Here is a 20,241-nt window from a genome sequence, read left to right as displayed (position 1 = left end):
CGGATGATCGTCATTATTTCTCCGCCGGTTTTTTTATTAAAGCTTTAATGTCCTATTATCACCGGTCATGGAACAGAATGTAACTTCTCCATCCTCTACGTAAAAAAGCTCAAAAAGATTGTCATCCGCTGAATACATAGTTTTCAAGTATGGAGCAATTTCCAAAGCCTTTTCTTTTATCTCCCGGGTAGAATTAAAAACAGCCTTCCCCCTCAGCCTTATCCATCTTCCTTCCTTATCAGCAGTGCATATTTCAAAATAAGGTTTTTCCTTTAACTGTTTATATACGTTTTTTTGGTTATTTGTGCAAAAATAAAGTTTTCCCTCATGTTCCATTACAAAGCCGAAGGGTCTTACCCTGGGTTTATCGCCTTCCACCGTAGCTATATAAAAGGTTGGATTTTCTTTTAAAAACTCCAATACTTCTTTAATTTCACTGCTCATATCCACATCTCCTTTACTAATTTTATATCTGCTGATATTATTAAATAAAAACAAATGATTTAGCTCCTGTATTTGTCATGGCTTTTCCTTAAAACCGTAATAAAACCTTCCAGGATTTTATGGCTCACTTTAAAACCTTTACATCCAATTTATCACCCCTGACTATGGTTTTTAAAATTTTTTTCAGTTATAATTATATATGTTGCTCTAATTTTCACAAGTATGCAGCATTTTCTTACTTAGTATGAAAAAACTGAGTATTTGGAGTGTGCTTGAAATGGAAGAAAAAAATACGTATAACAACAATTACGATAATAGCCCGTTGGCTTATGCATTGAATCTCATAGGCGGCAAATGGAAACTTCCCGTAATATGGGCTTTAAGCAAAAACGGAACTATGAGATATAATGAATTGAAAAGAAATATAAACGTTATTACCAACATGATGCTAACCCAGGTGCTAAGGGAACTGGAAAACGACGGTATAATCAATAGAAAACAGTATATGGAAATCCCGCCGCGGGTAGAATACTCCTTAACTGAAAACGGTAAAGAACTCATACCCGCTCTAAAAGCCTTAGCCCACTGGGGAAGCAATATGAAAAAATTTAATGGGGAAGGGATGTAAATGTACATTATTAATTCAATTAATCCAAATGAACAATTAATTGGGAATGTTAATCCAAAACCATTTTTAAAATGGGCAGGAGGAAAAAGTCAATTAATAAAAGAGTTATATAAAAGATTACCAATAACAATCATTAAAACTGGATTAATAGAAAGTTATGTAGAACCTTTCGTTGGTGGTGGTGCCTTTTTCTTTTTTTTAAAAAAGAATTTTAAAATTAATAAGTCTTATTTATTTGATATTAACAGAGAATTGATTGTATGTTATAAAGTAATTCAAAATAACATAAATGAGTTGATTTACTTTTTAAGTAATCTTGAAACAGAATATCTTAATTACTCTGAAGATAAAAGAAAAGAATTCTATTATAAAATAAGAGAAAATTACAACTTACAAAGAAAAGAATTTAATTATTCAAATTATAATTCAGACTGGATAGTTAGAGCAACATACATGATATTTTTAAATAAAACATGTTTTAATGGTTTATTTAGATTAAATAAAGCAGGAGAATTTAACGTCCCCTTTGGGAAATATAAAAAACCCACCATTTGCGATGCAGATAATTTAATAGAAGTATATAAAGCTTTAGCAGATACTGAAATCATCTGTTCGGATTTTGAAGAAAGCAAAAATTATATACAAAAAAATACACTGGTTTACCTTGATCCCCCTTACCGTCCGTTAAATAACACTTCTAATTTTACAAACTACAGCGAGGACGGTTTTGATGACAATGATCAAAAACGATTGGCAAAATTTTTTAAAGAAATGGACAAAAAGGGGGCTTATTTAATACTCAGCAATTCTGACCCCAAAAATGAAAATATTAACGACAATTTCTTTGATGAATTGTATGCCGGATTTATAATCGAAAGGGTAAAAGCAAAAAGGTATATTAACAGTGATGGAAATAAACGGGGAGAAATAAATGAATTAATTATAAGAAATTACGAAAGGTGATATGAATGAATAAGTTATATTTAGATTTTTTAAATTTGAATGATCAAGAAAGCGTTATAGAAAAATTTCATGAAACAATTATAGATACAAACAGAAGCTATGATTTTTTTACTGATTGGAGTAAAATAAAAAAGCATATCAATAAATTTAAAATAGAACTAAATATTTTTAATAGCTTAATTTGGAGCAAAGAATTTGAAAAGGATTTAAAAAAAATTCTTAAAGATTATCCTCAAGTAATACCCGTAATACCGTTATTGTTAGCAATAAGAGAAAAAAATCTTAAAATAATTAAAGATTTAAATAGTGGTGATTTTTGTATTGTAAATTATGATTTTAATGCCAGAACCCTTTCAGATAAAGAAATTGAAGATTTGGTAGAATTTTTTAATAAAACTGGGCTAAAAAAATTTTTTCTTGAGATGGGGGCAAAAAGTATCCAGGATTATGCAATCGGGGTAGAAGTAGGTTTAGATACTCACGCAAGAAAAAATAGAAGTGGAAGAGCTATGGAAATATTATTAAAACCTATAATTGAAAATATTTCAAATAAATTAGGATATAAACCTTTGTTCCAAAAAAAATTTGGATATTTGGAGGATAAATATAAAATAAGAGTTAACCCTTCAATAAAAAACAGAAAAGCCGATTTTATATTAATCAAAAATAACAAAATTATCAATATTGAAGTTAATTTTTTTTCGGGAACCGGCTCAAAACCTCAAGAAATTGTTGATTCTTATATAGAAAGGCAAAATGAATTAAAAGAAAATGGATTCAAGTTTATCTGGATTACTGATGGTGAAGGATGGAAAGGACAGAAAAATCAGATACATAAAGGATTTGATAAAATAGATTATCTCTTAAACATTCATTTTGTACGACTTGGCTTATTGGAGGAAATAATATGCAGGATTTAGAATTTAAAAAAGAAATTACCACCGTTTGGTCTTTTCCTGAAAGAGGAAAATGGGTTACACACAACGGAAGTTATAGAGGAAATTTCGCTCCGCAAATTCCAAGAAACATAATTTTAAGATATTCTAATGAAGGAGATATCATACTTGACCCTATGGTTGGTAGCGGTACGACTTTAATCGAAACAAAATTATTAAAAAGAAAAGGTATTGGTTATGATATTAATCCGCAAAGTGTAGAACTAACAAGAATTAATTTATTATTTGAATATGAAAATACCTATGAACAGATAGTAAAAGTAGGAGATGTAAGAAATTTGAATGAAATAGATGATAATAGTATTGACTTAATAATAACTCATCCTCCGTACTTAAATATAATAAAATATTCAAAAGGAAATATCGAAGGAGATTTATCAAATATAGCAGATGTTAAAGAATTTTGCAATGAATTGGAAAAGGGGGTAATTGAATTATATAGAGTACTAAAAGACGATAAATTTTGCGCAATATTAATTGGAGATACCAGAAAGAATGGACATTACGTCCCTCTTTCATACTTTGTTATGAGACTTTTTTTAAATCAAGGATTCGTTTTAAAAGAAGATATTATAAAAGTTCAGCATAATTGTAAATCAACTCCATATTGGGAAAAACAAGTAGAAAAATATAAATTTTATTTAATAATGCATGAACATTTATTTATCTTCAGAAAACCTAAAAAAACAGAAAAATTAGCGAGAATAAAATATAGCTCCCGTTTATTTTAGAATTTCAGTCCTGAAAAATGTAATTGCTTTTCCTCCGATTAATATTCTATCGTTTAAAACTTTCAGCTTTAATTTTCCTCCTCTTTTAGAGGCCTGATATGCTATTAAATTGTCTTTATTGAGTTTTTCCTTCCAGTAAGGACCTAAACAGCAATGAGCAGACCCGGTGACGGGATCCTCATTTATGCCTACAGCCGGTGCGAAAAACCTGGAAACAAAATCGTATTCAGGATTTGATGATGCACTGGTTACAATAATTCCTCTTGCATTTACTTTTTTTAAAATCTCAAAATCGGGTTTTAAATTTTTCACGCTTTCCTCATTTTCTACTTCAATTAAATAATCCATTCGGTTTTTCCCTGTAAAAATTACAGGAACTTTTAGAGCTTTTTTTAATTCTTCGGTTAATTCTGCGGCTTCTGCCGGTTCTAATGGAAAATCAAGGATAATGTAATCCTTATCTTTGAAGGCTTTTAGTACTCCACTTTTCGTGTAAAAAACAGCTTCCTCATTATTTTCTAAAAACCCTTCTTCCCATAATATGTGAGCGCTGGCAAGGGTAGCATGTCCGCAAAGGTCAACTTCACTTTCAGGAGTAAACCACCTTAAATCATACCCTCTTTCTTTTTTTAGCAGAAAAGCCGTTTCAGAAAGGTTCATTTCCATAGCTATTTTTTGCATTAAATCCCGGTCAATTTGCTTTTCTAAAAGGCATACTCCTGCCGGGTTACCTTCAAATAAATTTTCCGCAAAGGCATCCACCTGAAATAATTTCATAATTTTCTCCTCCTTTTTATTTAGCCATACATTTACATATAGAAAAAACCGCTACTTTCTGTTAATATTATAAATATGTGGTTTTTAAAATTCAAAATATGGAGCGTGAATATAAATGAGAAATTTGTCCCTTAAAAAAGCAGCGATTATTTTTATAATTGCTACCCTGATAATAGGTCTAATTGCCGGCTGCAGCGAAAAGAAAAGCGAAGCAGTGGCAAAGGTAAACGGAGAAGTTATAAGCAAGGATGAACTATACGATCTAATGGTAAAAACCATTGGCGAAGAAGCCTTAGATTATTTAATTTCTCAAAAAATTATTGATTTGGAAGCCAAAAAACAAAACATCGCTGTTACCGATGAAGATATTAATAAAGAACTGGAAAAAATATACGAAGCCTATGGCGGTGAAACCGCTTTTAAACAAAACTTAGCAATGGGTGGTTATTCCTTCGAAGAGTATAAAAAGAATTTGGCCATGAGTATAAAGACTAAAAAGCTTATTGCTCCCAGAATCAGTATCACCGAAGAAGAAATGAAATCCTATTTTAATGAGCATAAAGATGAATTTGCTCAAAAGGAACAGGTAAGAGCCCGCCATATTTTAGTGGATGACGAAAAGCTTGCTAACGAAATATCGGCTAAATTAAAGAACGGCCAGGATTTTGCAGAACTCGCAAAACAGTATTCGAAAGATACCGCCTCCAAGGAAAGTGGAGGGGATCTGGGCTTTTTCAGCAGGGGAGATATGGTAAAGGAATTTGAAGATGCAGCCTTTTCTCTAAAAGTAGGAGAGATAAGTTCGCCGGTAAAAACCCAGTACGGTTATCATATCATAAAAGTGGAAGAAAAAAAGGATGCCCAGGAAGCCAGTTTTGACAAGAGCAAAGAAAAAATAAAGGATATCCTTTTCAATCAGAAATTCCAGCAGGAATACGATCCGTGGATGCAGGAATTATACTCAAAATACAATGTGGAATACCTGTTAAACAAGAATTAGGATTACAAATGGTGAAAAAAAGGGAGAAAGATAAAACTTTCTCCCTTTTTTTATATTTTACAGGGTTAATACACTTTATCAGCAAAGTATTTATCCGGGCTTTTCTCCATACTGTAAGGTTTATTTGCGTTTTTAAAAGAGGCATCGACGGTAGTATCGATTATTACCCATTTCCCCGCATCGGAAATATATACTTCATTCCATGCGTGATAACTGTCTTTCGTTAAACTGCTTGTCCCCATCACAAGTTTAGCAGGAATATTTAAACTTCTTAGCATTGCCGCAAATAGCGAAGAGTAATCGAAACAAATACCTTTCTTTTTGTTGAAAATATCAGTTATATCAGGTATATACGGCGAGCTAACCGTCTTCGCTTTTTCTTTATCATATTTGTAATTGCTTATTATATAATTATAAATTATTTTTATTTTTTCAGAATCTTTTGTCACTCCTTTTGTAAGTTCTGCTGCTTTTTTTATCGCCGCATCCTCCATCATCCATTTTATATTTTGAACTGAGTTCAGGAAAACCTGTTTTTCGTCTTTAATATTTAACGTAACTTCATCGCTTTGCACTACTTTGTATTTATTCCCTGAAATTTTTTCGAGAAGAACCACTTTATACTTCCCATTTCCCATTTGAAGAGGAAAGTAATCCTTTTTACCATTATTCAAATAGTAATAATAGGTTTTATCGTCTTTTTTAATCATCAACATATAACTTTGTGAAGAATTTTCTGCTATATGATAACCGATTACCCCTTTATCAATATTAGATATATCTAAGGCTCCCACTTGCGCAAATACCGATTCAGTTTGTAAAAATAAAGATAAAAATATCGCTACCGAAATAACAAATGTCTTAAAATTTTTGGGTATTAAAATTTTAGGCATAAAAAATCATCCTTTCGGTAGCTGGCTGCCATGCCGCTTTTGGCGGTTTAGGCCCTTTAGCTTTGCGTCGCCGGCTTTCGCCGGTTTTGCCTTTATCGGGGATTTCTTTCTAATTACTATTATATTATACCTATATTATATTACAATAGGGTCCGGGAAATATTTATTAATTTTTTACTTTTTCAAATTTGCTGTTACAACCAATCTGTGGGTGGAAACATATATTGGGGTACAGGTTATAAGGGTAAGTCTGTATTCCCCGGGCGCCGGTAATAAAACGCTTACATCCTCTGGCTTTACAACTTTTGAACCGCTTACGATATAGACAAATTCGTTTCCATTTTTGTCTTTTATAATAATTTCGTCTCCCTCTTTTAGTTTATCAATGTATCTAAAAAAATTATTGTAAGAAGAGCTGCGATGCCCGAGAAGTACGCAGTTCCCTTCTTCTCCAAAACCTGCGGTCTTTGGTACATGCCCTGCCCCTACTGCTAAATCCGATTTTTCCACACCTTCAACAATTTTTAAATCCAAGTTTATTTTTTTTATTACTATATTGCCTAAATAAATAAACTCCTTTTTATTATTAGTTTTTTTATTATTTTCATCTATGTGTGAGATATTATCTTCTTTTTCATCAACCGCTTCATTAATTACCTCTGCCAAAGCTTTCTTGGTTAGTTGAATATTTTCTCCTTCCTCAATTATATCAATATTTTCTTGTATTGCTGTTTCAATTTTTTTAGTTGAAATAGACTCAATATTTTTATTGTTATATTTGTATACGATTTGTGCACCGGCAGGAATACAAATTAAAATTATACCTATAATGATTAATATTTTTGAAAAATTTCTCATTTTTATCTTCCTCCAAAGCAGAATAAAAACGGGCGGTAAATGTTTACCACCCGTTATATCAGCTACTTCCGATTAGACCTTCTTTTATTAAGTATGCTTCCTAAGGAAATCAGTGATAAACCTGCTGCGTAAAATATTTCGGGAGCCACGCCACCTGTTTGAGGTATCTTGTTCAACGGGGGAGTGGGTTCTGCCAGCGGCACCTGTTGCTCTGGAACTTCTATTTCTGTATTTCCTTCGCTTCCTATAGGCCCTTCAAAAGCGCCTCCTAAGGGGACCTGGGGTGCCTCGGCCTCTACTATTTTATCATAAAAGAAAGTATAAGTAGCATCCTCTAAAGTAAAGGTATGGATGTAAGTGCCTTGCGATCTTAAAACATAGCCTGCAAATTCCGGAGCCGTAATCGTTAGGCTTGTTCCAGACCTTCTATTGAAAACATCCGGACCCCTTAAATATTCCACAGGATCACTCCCGGCTAATGCGTAATACACCGTGAGGTTACTGTAGTATACAGGTTCACCAGTGCTTCCTCCAGGACTTAGCGGCTCTCCAGGTGTTTCAACTGCCACATACCAGAATATATACTCTCCATTTTCACTGTCAAAGGTATGCGTGTAGCTGCTACTTTGCCCGCTCTTTAAGGTATATCCATTTATCTGCTTTGCATTTATGGTAATCGTGCTTCCTTCTTCCTGTGTATAAGTGTCAGCCGAAGCTATCTCCGTTCCTGTCCCATCCAGCATATACTTTACTGTCAGGGTGCTTTGTGTTACTTCGGGTTCTTCGGGTTCTTCAACTGCTACATACCAGAATATATATTCGAAATCGCTGTCGCCAAAGGTATACTGGTAACTTCCAGCCTGGTCTTCTTTTAACTCATACCCTTCAAATGCCTTTGCCGTTATTTCTATGGACGTACCCTCATCCTGTGTAAATGTTTCCGTATATAGTACTGTGCCCGTACCATCAACCATGTATTTTACCGTTAATGTGCTCTGCGTTATTTCGGGTTCCTCCGGCTCTTCTATTGCTAAATACCAGAATGTGTACTCTGCATCGGTATCTCCAAAGGTATGCGTGTAACTGCTACTTTGCCCGCTCTTTAATTCATACCCTTCTATTTCCTTTGCATTTACCGTTAATATACTTCCTTCATCTTGCGTATAGGTGTCAGCCGAAGCTATCTCCGTTCCTGTCCCATCCAGCATATACTTTACTGTCAGGGTGCTTTGTGTTACTTCGGGTTCTTCGGGTTCTTCAACTGCTACATACCAGAATATATATTCGAAATCGCTATCTTCAAAGGTATACGTGTAGCTGCTACTTTGCCCGCTCTTTAAGGTATATCCATTTATCTGCTTTGCATTTATGGTAATCGTGCTTCCTTCTTCCTGTGTATAAGTGTCAGCTGAAGCTATCTCCGTTCCTGTCCCATCAAGCATGTATTTTACCGTCAATGTGCTCTGCGTGGGCTCTTCCGGCTCCGGTTCAATTACCCCCATTCTTATATTAATCGATCCTTCTCCATCGCTTCCTTCAGGAGTTATATTCAATTTTGATGCAGGATAAAACTGTGATATTATTTCATCATTCACCAGAAAATTTACCGTAACTCCCAATAAATTCACGCCCACATCAATTCCATCATCTTTAACCATCCAGTGTCCGCCCTGTTTATTCATTTCTAAACTCCTTCCGGTGAGCTCTAAAAATACCGAATCCACTTCATAGGATGTAGTAAAAAATACATGTACGGAGGTCTCTTTGCCTTTGGCAAATATTATATTTGGTAAAAAACATGCGACTATGATTAGTGTTATAAGAAAAAGGCTTATTGTTTTCCTAAGAATGCTTTTCACGAGTTTCACCTTCTTACTTTTTTATTTTAAGAAAAGTTTATTGTCTTTTCCTTTATTATTAGAATATCATGGAAGGGTTACAAAAAGAGTTACATAGCAAAAGATTTTTCGAAATTTTATTTTTTTAATAATTTTTTGTCTTTTTATGATAAAATAAAAAAGAGAATTTTTTATTCTCTTTTTTTCTATAGTATTGATTCAAAATCCCTTGCCGGCAGTATTTTGCCTTCAATTTTTAAACCTTTGCCCTTATACATTTTATGAAACTCTTTTTTTATACGTTCCACTATAGCATAACAATTTCCTAATTTTGCACCAAGAATCATAATTAAAATCCGATTTTGACCCACTTGAGTATATATATCGCCCATTCTGAGATTTTTCCCAATAATTTCCCTTAGAACTTTCATGTATTTAATAATCTCCTTCTCATCCTTAGCTGCCCCTTGAGTCTCCATTATAGTAAAAGAGATTATATGGGCATTTGTCTTACTTCGAACAGTAGCCCTTAAAAGAATTTTACAATTTTCAATGAAGGATAATAAATTACAGTAATAAGCATTTGGCTCATCATTTTGCTTCAATATTTTAACAACGTCCTCAATGTTATATTCTTTTTCAGCCATTTCGTTTGAGATTTCAAGGTACAATTCCCGGAATCCCTGGGTAACATTCATCCCTAATTCATTAAAAAATAAATTGGTCACCGTAGTAAAATATTCTCTTGCCTCATTAAAACGTTTAAGTTTTATTAAACATTTTACATAGTAAATATGAATTTCCTCGCTATATTTCAAAACATTAATTGCTTTTTCCAAAATATTAAGTAAAGCTTCATATTCATTAAGATAAGACAATAAGTTATACAACGTTTTAATGCAATTAATATATAAATTCTGATATCGAATTGAAGAAAAAATTATCCAGTCTTCTATTTCACTTGATGCTAAAAAATCCCCTTTATATAATTCAGCCGCTTTTTTGTAAAGTTCTATCCGTTTTTCCAAAGGATAATCCTTCTTTGAAGCTTCAGAGAGAATTTCTTCAAAATTTTCCGAATCTATTTCGCAAGGGATAATATTATTCCAGCAATATCTCCCTTTATCAAATATAATCCATTCTTTTCCGGGTAACCCTGCTTCTATAAGCATTTTCCGCAACCTGTGAATTATCACCTTTAAAGCATTCACGGGATCCTTTATTTCAGAATCTTTATATAAAATTTCAATGAGCTCGTTCTTTGTAAAGCATTTTTTTCTATTAGAAAGAAAAATTTTTAATAAACTCATTTCTTTTTTATGACGTACTTCGTCATTTAATACCACTTTATCTTCAAAAGAAATTGAAAACCCTCCAAACATTTGTACTTTTATTGTCGGATTCTCCATACTTATCACCACTTTATTTTTTTTAATTATATCAAAAAAAGGGGGTAGATAAGTGGATATTGTAAAAAAAGTTATGAAAATTGCAAGGTAAAAGTGTCCTGCAGCTACAGATTTATAAATCTTATTTTAAGGAGGTCGAGAGGTATGACGATTTCAAGTGTGGGTTTTGGAACTGACTATCTCCAAGAACAGCCATGCTCGAAGCTTCTATGATGGCAGGTTTTGCATTTAATATTAACGGTTTGGGCTTGTGTCATCAAACAGCCCATCAATTGAGTGCCCATCCAGAAGAGTGTACTCAGGTTTATTTAAGCGCTTTTAGAAAATAAAAAAGAGGTAAGCAATATTGCCTACCTCCCATATTTACAAAAACTGTTATTTTGCTTTTTTCACGGTATCCTCAATCCACTTAAAAAGCTCTTCTAAATCATAATCTCCACCATGTCCCACACCCCAGGGCATTTCAAAATCCACATCATAGCCTTCATTTTGCAGTTTTGTCGCAAGGATTACCGGAATTGCAAAAGAAGTGTCTCTGTCCATTGCCCCGTGGCGTATTCTCCAGTATTTTGCAGTTGTTGTCCCTTTAGTCCCGATATAGTACATTGGGTTCATCATCTTAATTGTCTTTGCATCGGCAAGAGTTCCAGCCTTTGTGCTGTTTTCCCTACTGAATTTTGTAAAATGCTGACTATCTACAGTTGCTGTTCCAAATAAGCTATTCTCCCAGCTGCTTAAATCCAAAGCGTCAAAAGCGGGTGTTGGTTTCATCCTGGTAATGTATTTTATATATTTTTCAAAATCAATATCCACTACTTTCCCATCTTTTATTGTTAAAGCATCTATACTTGATAAGTCTACTCCTTTATCTAATGCTTTTTGAGCAGAAGCAATTAAGAAGGATTTAACATATTCTTTGAAAGTGCCATTACCGTTTGAATCTAACGTTAGCGGCGTGCCGTCAGCTTTCTTAAGCCCTAAACTATTTACATATGCTGGGAACATTGCTTTTAACTGATTAGATACCTTAATCTGCTCTTCTGTTAGAGTACCTTTTCTTCCGGCAAAATTAAACTCATTTACACCATTGAACTGCCATTCATAAGCCGTATCAGAATTATCCAGATTTGTTATGGGGCAATAGCAGGAAGCTGCAAATATATCATCCCTTACTTTAGCCGCACCAATTTCTTCTAAATATGGTTCATAATCAGCATTATTTCCTGTCGCCCCGAGAAGTGCAGATATCGCTCCTCCAGCACTGGTACCATTGGATATTATCCTTTCCGCACTGCCCGGCATTATTTTATCGTTTAAACGCAAATATCGCACGGCTGCTTTTAAATCTACTATGCAGGCAGGTGCCTTGCCAGTGTTTAATCCCTTTTCATCTTTTAAAGTGCGTCCACGGGCACCCGGCGATGCTACTATATATCCCTTTGATAGAGCTACTAATGAAGCATTAGGGCTACCATCTTGTTTAAATCCGGGGCTATCTGGTTTTGCAGGCATGTACCCCCCTACCTTATTAGGCAAGAAGATCGGTGCAGTTTCAGCGGTATATCCCCCTATAGTTTTACCTTGGTAATATTCCTCAGGCACGTAAATATTCATTATTTCGTAACCAGCATCCACCGGATTAGATACATAGATTACATTTTCATAGGCACGGTAAGTAATAGCTTTATCACCGATATTCATTGTCTTTATAGAATAATTCTTTTCGTCAAAAATAAGGCTTATCCTTCCTGTTACTAAAACAGTCGAGCCTGAATTAACATCAAATGTTACAGAAAATCCGAATACCGGTCCTAAATCCCTGAGTTTAAAATAATGGTATCCGCCTATGAGATATTTATCTGCTTCGACTTCAAGACCGTTAACTATTAATTTCCATGTGCTTTCTTTGCATAATTTTGAATTATCAGACCCTATTTTTAATTCGCTTCCATCAGGTATGTAAGAATCTTTCAGAAAAACTTTAATTTCTTTCTGATTTTCATTCCCTTCTACATAAAACTGGGATTTTGTATTATTTAATATTTTTGCTAAATCCCTTAATTTGTAGTAGTTGTAGCCATTAATGTTATACGATTCCAGAGTATATTTTTTGCCATCTACTATCACAGTTTGGGGGCTGAATACAGCTTTAACCGTTACCGAAGTTTTTGGTGCAATTAATGTAGTTGTCGCTGCCTTAGTTTCCTGCGGAACAATGAATACCGAAATAAGAGACATCAAAGAAAAAATTAGAATAACAGCAATCAACCTTTTGAACTTCATAAAAACCCCCCTTTTTTTGTTTTAAAACTTGAAAATTATGTTAAATATATAATTGCAAAATTTGTGCCATATAGAATATTTCGATTTTTGGGGAAATTATTAATCCTTTTATTTCAAATTTTACTATTTTATTACATTTTGAAAATTTATTTTTCATTTTTGAAATGACCCTTTCCATTTCCAATCCCTCAAACCCGCATAAAATCTGTCTGGCATTTCCTGGGAGGCAATAAAGTTTTTCCGTTATTGAGTTGTTTTTATACTAAATTTTCCCAAAAACTACCCTATTTTGTGCGAAAAAAGTCTTTCCAAATGGACAGTGTTAAGGAGAAAAGGAAAAAGGGATAAGTGGCGAAAAACCCTCATCTATCAAGGCTTTACCACTTATCCCCCTTCTTGTTCAATGCTGCTTGACCCTTAAACCCTTTCCCTTAACATTCTCTCAACAGAACCACTTTTTGATAATTTAAAAAAACCCTTTTCCTTCCCCATCCCTCAAACCCGCATAAACTCTACATAGCATTTTCTGAGATTAATAAAGTTTTTGTGCGAAAAAAGTTGTTCCAAATAAGCAGGATTAAAGCTTAAGGAAAAAAGGGATAAATGGCGTAAAACCCTCATATTAGATGGAAAGTCCTGAACGCTCACCTAAGATTTGTAATTCTCTCCTTACCCCTGATACCTTCAATAAGCCTTCGAAAAAAATAAGAAATATAAGAGTTATGAGAAAAAGAGTATCAAAAACAAAATCAAACAAATCTCTATAAACCTTATCTTCGGATTATTCTCTATAAACATAAATCTCTTCAAATACGATAAAAGTGTATTTCAATAATTATCTTTGATATATTGGGTCCACTGTTTATATATTTCTTCTTCAGAAACGCCAAATATTTCTTCATAGGCTAAAGGATTTTTTATTAAATCCATTATTTTATTCATACCATAATTCTTATCTAGAAATTCAATATATGTATAAGAAAAACCATAAAGTCCTTTGTTACCAAATTTAATTGGGTTACTTATCCTTGTATCTTTTATATCAGGCATATTTTCCAATGGATAATTTGGTTTAGCATTACCTGACAGATAACCTGCCAACCCCTCATTTAAAAACTTAGGTGTTTTTTTATTTATCTGGTAAACTACTGTATGGATATATTCATGCACAACAGTCTGAACTACGCTATTATAGTCATGCACCGGTCCTGGATTTAACGGCGAAACGATAATCACTTTATCTTTTATATTATCTCCTATATACCATTCAGGACTTAAAATCCTGCCTAAAAAACCATATTTTTTTGTCTGAAAGGTTTGGAGGTTAGGATAAATATAAATTTCTGTATTTTCCGTTCGGTTAAAGTTCATAGCAGAGTTAATTTTTTTGTATGTTTTCTCCAAAATTTCCGCCATGTCTAGTGCGGCATTTTCATCTTGTTTTTCATAATAAAAAACAAAATTATCTGTTTCTCTAGATATCATTTTATTTGTCTTCAGATTGAATGTAGGTAGAAATGTAATTATTGACATAAATATTAGTGCCATGATAATGATTAATGATATTTTTGCCTTTTTTTGCATAAATGTTCTCCTTTCTTCTTAGTATGTAGGGAAAAGGTATAGGGTTCCATTGTCCATGTCAAGGATAAAAGGGAAAAAGGGATAAGTGGGGTAAACCTTGATTTTTAAGGCTTACTACTTATCCCTTCTCTATTCCTTTACCCGTTATCCTTATCCCTTAATCTATCCTTTTCCCTTTTCCCTACCCAAACAGAACCCCTTTTTTCGCATGCGGAAAAGGTTTAAATGAAATATACAACAGTTTCACCACTTATCCCTTATTTTTACTCTACAGTAACGCTTTTTGCCAGATTCCTCGGTTTATCCACATCGGTACCCCTTGCTACAGCCGCATGGTATGCAAAAAGCTGTAAAGGTATTACGGTTAAAATGGGCATCAGCATCGGATGGGTTTTGGGGATATAAAATACGTGGTCTACCGATTTTTTGATTTCTTCATTCCCTTCCTTTGCAAAACCTATAACAACGGCTTCCCTTGCTTTAACCTCCTTTATATTGCTCAAGGTCTTTTCAAATAAATGTTCCTGAGTAGCAAGAGCAATTACCGGAGTGCCGTTTACTATCAATGCGAGGGTTCCGTGTTTTAATTCCCCTGCTGCATAGGCTTCTGCGTGTATATAGGATATTTCCTTCAGCTTCAATGCACCTTCCAGGGCTACGGCATAGTCAAGTCCCCTTCCGATGTAGAAAAGGTGCTCCACCTGGGAGTATCTTTCTGCAAGTTTCTTTATCTCTTCTTCCTTGGTTAATAAAAGGTCGGCTTTTTCAGGAAGTTTCTTTAGTTCAACAGCTACTTCGTCAAATAATTCATGGGAAATTGTGCCCAGTTCTTTTGCAAATCGAAGAGCAATTAAAGTAAGAGCAATAAGCTGGGTGCTGTAGGCCTTCGTTGATGCTACCGCAATTTCCGGTCCCGCCCAGGTGTACAACACATCATCGGCTTCTCTTGCAACGGAGCTTCCAACCACATTTGTAATTGCTATTACCCTTGATCCTTTATTTTTTGCTTCTCTAAGAGCTGCCAATGTGTCGGCTGTTTCTCCGGATTGGCTAATAATTATCACCAGGGTATTTTCATCCATCATGGGCTCTCTGTATCTAAATTCCGAAGCTATATCCACTTCTACTGGGATTTTGCAAAGTTTTTCTATAATGTATTTTCCTACTACTCCTGCATGATATGCGGTACCGCAGGCTACGATGAATATTTTTTCAATTTTCTCCAGCTCATTCCTCGTTATCTTTATATCATCCAGTTTTACTTCATGTTTTTCAAGATTTAGCCTTCCCGTTAATGTATCCTTAAAAGCTCTCGGTTGTTCGTGGATTTCTTTTAGCATGAAATGGGCATACCCGCCTTTTTCCGCAGCTATCGCATCCCATTTTACTTCAAAGACTTCTTTTTCTACCTTCTCCCCGTTAAATTTACAAAGTTCTATGTTCTCTTTGGTTATTTTTGCCATTTCTTCGTCTTCTAAAATGTATACCTTCCTTGTATGCTGCAATATAGCAGGTATATCCGATGCGATATAATTTTCCCCTTCACCTATGCCTACTATAAGGGGGCTTGATTTTCTTGCAGCGATTATGCAGTCGGGTTCCCTCTTTGTAATAACGCCAAGGGCAAAGGATCCCTTCAGCATATTGACTACTTTTTTTACCGTTTCAAAAAGGTCACCGTCGTAATAATGTTCAATTAAATGAGGGATAACTTCCGTATCCGTTTCTGATTTGAATTTATGCCCCTGTTCTTCAAGCCATTCCTTTATCTCTAAGTAATTTTCTATAATCCCGTTGTGAACAACGATAAAATCCCCCGTGCAGTCTTCATGGGGATGGGCATTCACATCGGAAGGTTTACCGTGAGTAGCCCAGCGGGTATGTCCTATACCCAGACTCCCCTTTGGCAGTTCTCCTTGCAGCTTTTCTTCCAGAATCTTAATTTTGCCTTCGCTTTTTACCACCTTTAAATCAGCAGAATCTATAACGGCGATACCCGCCGAATCGTACCCTCTGTATTCAAGCTTTTTTAAGCCATCAATCAAAAATGGAGCGGCCATTTTATCTCCAATATATCCAACTATACCGCACATCTTACTTCCTGCCTTTCTAAAAACCATTTACTTTTCAAGGTTCACTTTAAAAAGATTCTTTCTGCCTGGAAGCCCCTTTGTCCCGGCAATCGCTTGCCGGTTTTGTAGGCTTCCTTCGGAGGGCAGGCTCCGTGGGGCACCCGCCGAATTCTCGATAAACCCCATCCTCGTCAGCTTAAAAGGAAGGTCCCTTTCAAGCTCAGGCGCTTTTTGATTTTACTTCTCTCACCTTAAATATTTAAAATAATAACCTTTTGAAGATCATCACCCCCTTTAAAAGATACTTATATATTTTAATTTATTCAGCTCAAAGCCTTTTGGATAATTTCCGCTACCCTTTTTGCAATATCCTCGATTGTATCCTTTCTTTCTCCTTCTACCATTACCCGAATTAAGGGTTCGGTTCCCGAAGGCCTTACTACTATTCTCCCGTTTTCCCCGAGCTCCTTCTCTGCCCTTTCAATCTCCTTTTTTATTTCAGTATTTGTCTCAAATCCGTCCTTGCTCCTGACCTTGACATTAATAAGCACCTGGGGAAAGACCTGCATTATGTTTTTTAACTCGGAAAGCTTAGCTTTTTTTTCTTTTAATACGGCCAAAAGGTTAACTGCTGTAATTATGCCATCTCCGGTGGTATTATGATCTAAAAAGATAATGTGCCCCGATTGCTCTCCTCCGAAATTATATCCATTCTTTAAAATTTCTTCCATCACGTATCTGTCTCCAACTTTTGTCCTTACCATTTTAATTCCCATTTTTTTCAAAGCTACTTCCAGGCCCATATTGCTCATAATAGTAGCTACAACCGTATCCTTTAATAGCTTTCCCTTTTCTTTTAGATAAACACCCCATATAGCCATTATATGATCTCCATCTACGACTTCCCCGTTTTCATCTACCGCAATTAGTCTATCCGCATCTCCATCAAAGGTAAAGCCTATGCCTAATCCCTTGCCTTTAATAAATTCGGAAAGAGCCTCGGGATGAGTTGATCCGCATTTTACGTTAATATTGCACCCATCGGGTTCGTTATTTATGACCGAAACCTCTGCTCCGAGTTTTTCAAAAACAAGGGGGGCTGCTTTAAAGGCCGCTCCGTTGGCACAATCCAGCGCTATTTTAAAACCTTTAAAGCAATTTGCCTCAAATAAAGATGTGACGTAATTTACATAAAGGGAAATTCCGTCTTCTTCCATTACACTTCCCACTTCTTTTCCTGAAGGCAGGTTTTCCTTAAAATCAGCGCCGTTTATTATGCCTTCAATTTCGTCTTCCAGTTCATCGGGAAGTTTATACCCCCGGCTGTCAAAAAACTTTATACCGTTGTACTCCATGGGGTTGTGAGAAGCAGATACCACCACCCCCGAATCCGCTTTAAAATGCCTGGTAAGGTAAGCTACTGCCGGTGTTGGAACTATGCCCGCTTTTATCACATCCGCCCCACAGGAGCAAAGTCCTGCAATAACGGCCGCTTCCAGCATATCTCCTGAAATTCTCGTATCTTTCCCTATGACGAATAAAGGTTTTTTATGAAATTTTGAAAGCACCTTTGCAGCTGCTCTTCCCAGATTAAAAGCAAGTTCCGGTGTAAGCTCTATATTGGCTATTCCCCTAACACCGTCAGTTCCAAAAAGCCTGCCCATAAATTTCTCCTTTCCTTCACATAAATTACTCAAGTTTTGTAATAGTAACTTTTATACTGGAAGGTTCTATTTTTTCTACAGCATAGGGAGTTGAAGCTTCCGCTTTCACCCTGACTTCATGTTTGCCTTCGGATAAACCGAAAAGATCAACGTATAAACGTATGTCTGTCTTATTCACTTTTTCTATCATACTCTCGGGTCCCAAAACTGTCAATATAAATCCTTTTTCTTCCAGTAAGACCTGGGCTCCCTCCAAAAGGTTCCTTACTTCCAGATCTTCGGTGTTATAATATATTTCTTTTAATGCGGCCTTTTCCACGGATATCGTTATCCTTGCCTTTTTCATCGTTTCATCCACGGGTATTACGCCTTCGGGAAATACTATCTGCGTTTCCACAACCGTATCCGTGGTTATCTCACTTATGTCCACCGGTTTTGTAGTTAGCTCTAAAAGATTATTTATAATTTCATCCCTTCCGGTAATGATTAAATTTTCCGGTTCTATTTTGATATTTTTTAGCACATATCCCGAAGGCGGGTTACCTGCTACCGCAGGTTTTAAAGAAACGGCGGCTGCTTTTACTACTGGCACCGTTACTTCAACCGTCTCGGGCCTGATGATGATGTCTTTATACTCAGCACCTTTATCATCAAGGATTTTTACAGGTAATTTCAACTGGACGGGAGAGCTTTTCCCGGAAATATCAACTTCCACTACCGCACTTTTTAAGGTATCTACAACGCTTTTAGGCCCTCTAATTACAACGGTTTCCGGTTTTATCAAAGGAGTTTTGGCGACAAAACCATCGGCCGGAACCCCTTTTATATTTGCCGAAACATTTAATTGACTTTCTACAACCTTATCCAGCGAAATAAGGACTTCCCGGGGGGTAAAATCTATAAGTTCTAAAAAATTAGGCACCGTAACATTGACAGGGAGCAGATTATCCCCTTCGGTCCTTCCCTGGAGGTTCACCTGAGCATTTATATCTTCCGGCTTAATCCCTACTACCATGCTTCTCCTGGCTTTTATTTTTACATTTACAAAATATTTCCCTTCTCCTTTTATTACGTATCTTTCAGTGTCCAGATTTACAAATTTAATTGGAACATTTTTTATGACGTAAGTAACCTGGGGATTCTGCTCGTTCATTACATACATCCACATGAGCAGGGCTGCCAGAACGGACAAAACTTTTAAAATAAAGTCATTCGATAAGATACTACGCATTAGTCTTCCTCCAGTTCCACAGATTTCCCTTCTTTTCGCCTACCTGGTAGATTTCTTTTAACATGCTCTTTAAAGTTTTAATATCTAAATACCTGCTGAGTTTTCCTTCCCTTGCTACGGAAATTACCCCCGTTTCCTCAGATACTATAACAGCCACGGCATCCGACTGCTCGGTAATTCCAAGGCCTGCTCTATGCCTGGTACCCAGCTCCTTGCTCAAATTAGGGTTCTCGGTCAGGGGAAGGTAACAGGAGGCTGCCATTATTTTGTCGTTCCTAATAATTACCGCCCCATCGTGCAGCGGAGTGTTGGGAACAAAAATATTTATCAAAAGCTCGGGGCTTACCTGTCCACCTATCATTACACCCGTTTCGATGTATTCATTTAAACCCGTTTGGCCTTCCAGAACCATTAAAGCTCCTATTTTATTTTTTGAAAGCTCTTCACAGGCTTCGGCAACCGAATCTATCAGGCGGAGAATCTCCTTCTCACCCCATCCAAATACCGTTCCGGAAAAAAATCTGCTCCTCCCCAGCTGCTCCAAAGCCCTCCTCAGCTCCGGCTGAAAAACAACGAGCAAAGCAATAGCGCCTACCGTCATGGCATTTTTTAAAATCCAGTTGATGGTATAAAGACCCAGCCATTCACTAACCTTCGTAAAAACTATAAAAAGTACAAGTCCTCTTATTAATTGAACCGCTCGGGTCCCCCTGATTAGCTGAAGGGCTTTGTAGGAAACATAAGCCACCAGAGCTATGTCCAGAAGGTCCATAAGCCTGAATCCTTTAAAAAGCTCCGCGATTTGAACTAACATTATTTCACCCCAACCAAATTTTTTTCTTTATTTATTATAACATTTTAATATATAATGGTGTAATAAATTAAATCCCTTTTTTCTAAATCTATGGTA

19 protein-coding genes and 1 riboswitch are annotated in these 20,241 nt (G+C 35.6%); of the genes, 6 read left to right on the top strand and 13 right to left on the bottom strand.

Features of this window, described 5'->3' with window-relative positions:
• Positions 1-36: 36 nt before the first annotated feature.
• Positions 37-432: a pyridoxamine 5'-phosphate oxidase family protein gene (locus ATZ99_RS07710; protein ID WP_068748699.1), complete on the bottom strand. Its 396-nt coding sequence runs from the start codon at positions 430-432 to the stop codon at positions 37-39.
• A 289-nt stretch (positions 433-721) separates the two neighbouring features.
• Here ATZ99_RS07710 and ATZ99_RS07705 point away from each other — a divergent pair, with 289 nt between their 5' ends.
• From ATZ99_RS07705 to ATZ99_RS07690, 4 genes are read left to right on the top strand one after another with little or no spacing between them, the layout of a single operon-like run.
• Positions 722-1,072: a winged helix-turn-helix transcriptional regulator gene (locus ATZ99_RS07705; protein WP_068748662.1), complete on the top strand. Its 351-nt coding sequence runs from the start codon at positions 722-724 to the stop codon at positions 1,070-1,072.
• Positions 1,073-2,035 (top strand): DNA adenine methylase, encoded by a 963-nt coding sequence (locus ATZ99_RS07700; RefSeq protein WP_068748661.1) that lies wholly within the window; start codon positions 1,073-1,075, stop codon positions 2,033-2,035.
• 5 nt (positions 2,036-2,040) lie between these two features.
• Positions 2,041-2,955 carry a type II restriction endonuclease gene (locus ATZ99_RS07695; RefSeq protein ID WP_068748660.1) on the top strand — a complete coding sequence of 305 codons (915 nt, stop codon included), beginning with the start codon at positions 2,041-2,043 and terminating at the stop codon, positions 2,953-2,955.
• Positions 2,943-3,722, top strand: coding sequence for a TRM11 family SAM-dependent methyltransferase (locus tag ATZ99_RS07690; RefSeq protein ID WP_068748659.1), 780 nt, complete (start codon positions 2,943-2,945; stop codon positions 3,720-3,722). The genes ATZ99_RS07695 and ATZ99_RS07690 overlap by 13 nt, the downstream gene beginning before the upstream one ends.
• Here ATZ99_RS07690 and ATZ99_RS07685 read toward each other — a convergent pair.
• A complete protein-coding gene (locus ATZ99_RS07685) occupies positions 3,714-4,499 on the bottom strand; it encodes a PhzF family phenazine biosynthesis protein (protein ID WP_068748658.1) in 786 nt (261 codons plus the stop codon). The genes ATZ99_RS07690 and ATZ99_RS07685 overlap by 9 nt on opposite strands.
• Positions 4,500-4,614: 115 nt before the next feature.
• On the opposite strand from ATZ99_RS07685, the gene ATZ99_RS07680 reads away from it, so the two are divergent.
• On the top strand, positions 4,615-5,499 hold the full coding sequence (locus ATZ99_RS07680; protein WP_068748657.1) for a foldase protein PrsA: 885 nt from the start codon (positions 4,615-4,617) through the stop codon (positions 5,497-5,499).
• A 65-nt stretch (positions 5,500-5,564) separates the two neighbouring features.
• On the opposite strand, the gene ATZ99_RS07675 is transcribed toward ATZ99_RS07680, so the two are convergent.
• From ATZ99_RS07675 to ATZ99_RS07660, 4 genes are all read right to left on the bottom strand, one after another.
• Entirely contained in the window at positions 5,565-6,392 is an 828-nt protein-coding gene (locus tag ATZ99_RS07675) for a transglutaminase-like domain-containing protein (protein WP_068748656.1), read from the bottom strand.
• Between the two features lie 13 nt (positions 6,393-6,405).
• A riboswitch (cyclic di-GMP riboswitch) is annotated at positions 6,406-6,493 on the bottom strand.
• A 73-nt stretch (positions 6,494-6,566) separates the two neighbouring features.
• A complete protein-coding gene (locus ATZ99_RS07670) occupies positions 6,567-7,250 on the bottom strand; it encodes a class D sortase (RefSeq protein ID WP_068748655.1) in 684 nt (227 codons plus the stop codon).
• 62 nt (positions 7,251-7,312) lie between these two features.
• Positions 7,313-9,109 carry a MucBP domain-containing protein gene (locus ATZ99_RS07665; RefSeq protein ID WP_068748654.1) on the bottom strand — a complete coding sequence of 599 codons (1,797 nt, stop codon included), beginning with the start codon at positions 9,107-9,109 and terminating at the stop codon, positions 7,313-7,315.
• Between the two features lie 185 nt (positions 9,110-9,294).
• The gene (locus ATZ99_RS07660) at positions 9,295-10,398 is read right to left on the bottom strand and encodes an AfsR/SARP family transcriptional regulator (protein WP_281178175.1); all 1,104 of its coding nucleotides are present in this window, start codon (positions 10,396-10,398) and stop codon (positions 9,295-9,297) included.
• A 293-nt stretch (positions 10,399-10,691) separates the two neighbouring features.
• Between ATZ99_RS07660 and ATZ99_RS12385 the strand changes: the two genes are divergently transcribed.
• Positions 10,692-10,826: an iron-containing alcohol dehydrogenase gene (locus ATZ99_RS12385; RefSeq protein WP_157074738.1), complete on the top strand. Its 135-nt coding sequence runs from the start codon at positions 10,692-10,694 to the stop codon at positions 10,824-10,826.
• Between the two features lie 46 nt (positions 10,827-10,872).
• Here the strand turns inward: ATZ99_RS12385 and ATZ99_RS07655 are convergent, their stop codons facing one another.
• The 7 genes from ATZ99_RS07655 to cdaA all read right to left on the bottom strand — a co-directional run bounded on the left by ATZ99_RS07655 (position 10,873) and on the right by cdaA (position 20,145).
• Positions 10,873-12,345, bottom strand: coding sequence for a subtype B tannase (locus tag ATZ99_RS07655; protein WP_068748698.1), 1,473 nt, complete (start codon positions 12,343-12,345; stop codon positions 10,873-10,875).
• 475 nt (positions 12,346-12,820) lie between these two features.
• Positions 12,821-12,958 carry a hypothetical protein gene (locus ATZ99_RS11865; RefSeq protein WP_157074737.1) on the bottom strand — a complete coding sequence of 46 codons (138 nt, stop codon included), beginning with the start codon at positions 12,956-12,958 and terminating at the stop codon, positions 12,821-12,823.
• A 650-nt stretch (positions 12,959-13,608) separates the two neighbouring features.
• A complete protein-coding gene (locus ATZ99_RS07650) occupies positions 13,609-14,364 on the bottom strand; it encodes a gluzincin family metallopeptidase (protein WP_068748652.1) in 756 nt (251 codons plus the stop codon).
• Positions 14,365-14,627: 263 nt separating this feature from the next.
• Positions 14,628-16,457: a glutamine--fructose-6-phosphate transaminase (isomerizing) gene (gene glmS / locus ATZ99_RS07645; protein WP_068748651.1), complete on the bottom strand. Its 1,830-nt coding sequence runs from the start codon at positions 16,455-16,457 to the stop codon at positions 14,628-14,630.
• 302 nt (positions 16,458-16,759) lie between these two features.
• Positions 16,760-18,100, bottom strand: coding sequence for a phosphoglucosamine mutase (gene glmM, locus ATZ99_RS07640; RefSeq protein ID WP_068748650.1), 1,341 nt, complete (start codon positions 18,098-18,100; stop codon positions 16,760-16,762).
• A 25-nt stretch (positions 18,101-18,125) separates the two neighbouring features.
• Positions 18,126-19,331: a CdaR family protein gene (locus ATZ99_RS07635; RefSeq protein ID WP_068748649.1), complete on the bottom strand. Its 1,206-nt coding sequence runs from the start codon at positions 19,329-19,331 to the stop codon at positions 18,126-18,128.
• A complete protein-coding gene (gene cdaA / locus ATZ99_RS07630) occupies positions 19,324-20,145 on the bottom strand; it encodes a diadenylate cyclase CdaA (RefSeq protein WP_068748648.1) in 822 nt (273 codons plus the stop codon). The genes ATZ99_RS07635 and cdaA overlap by 8 nt, the downstream gene beginning before the upstream one ends.
• Between the last annotated feature and the right edge of the window lie 96 nt (positions 20,146-20,241).

This window comes from Thermovenabulum gondwanense (assembly GCF_001601575.1).
In the GTDB taxonomy this organism is placed as follows: Bacteria; Bacillota; Thermosediminibacteria; order Thermosediminibacterales; family Thermosediminibacteraceae; genus Thermovenabulum; species Thermovenabulum gondwanense.
This window is presented reverse-complemented; position numbering and strand designations above follow the sequence as displayed.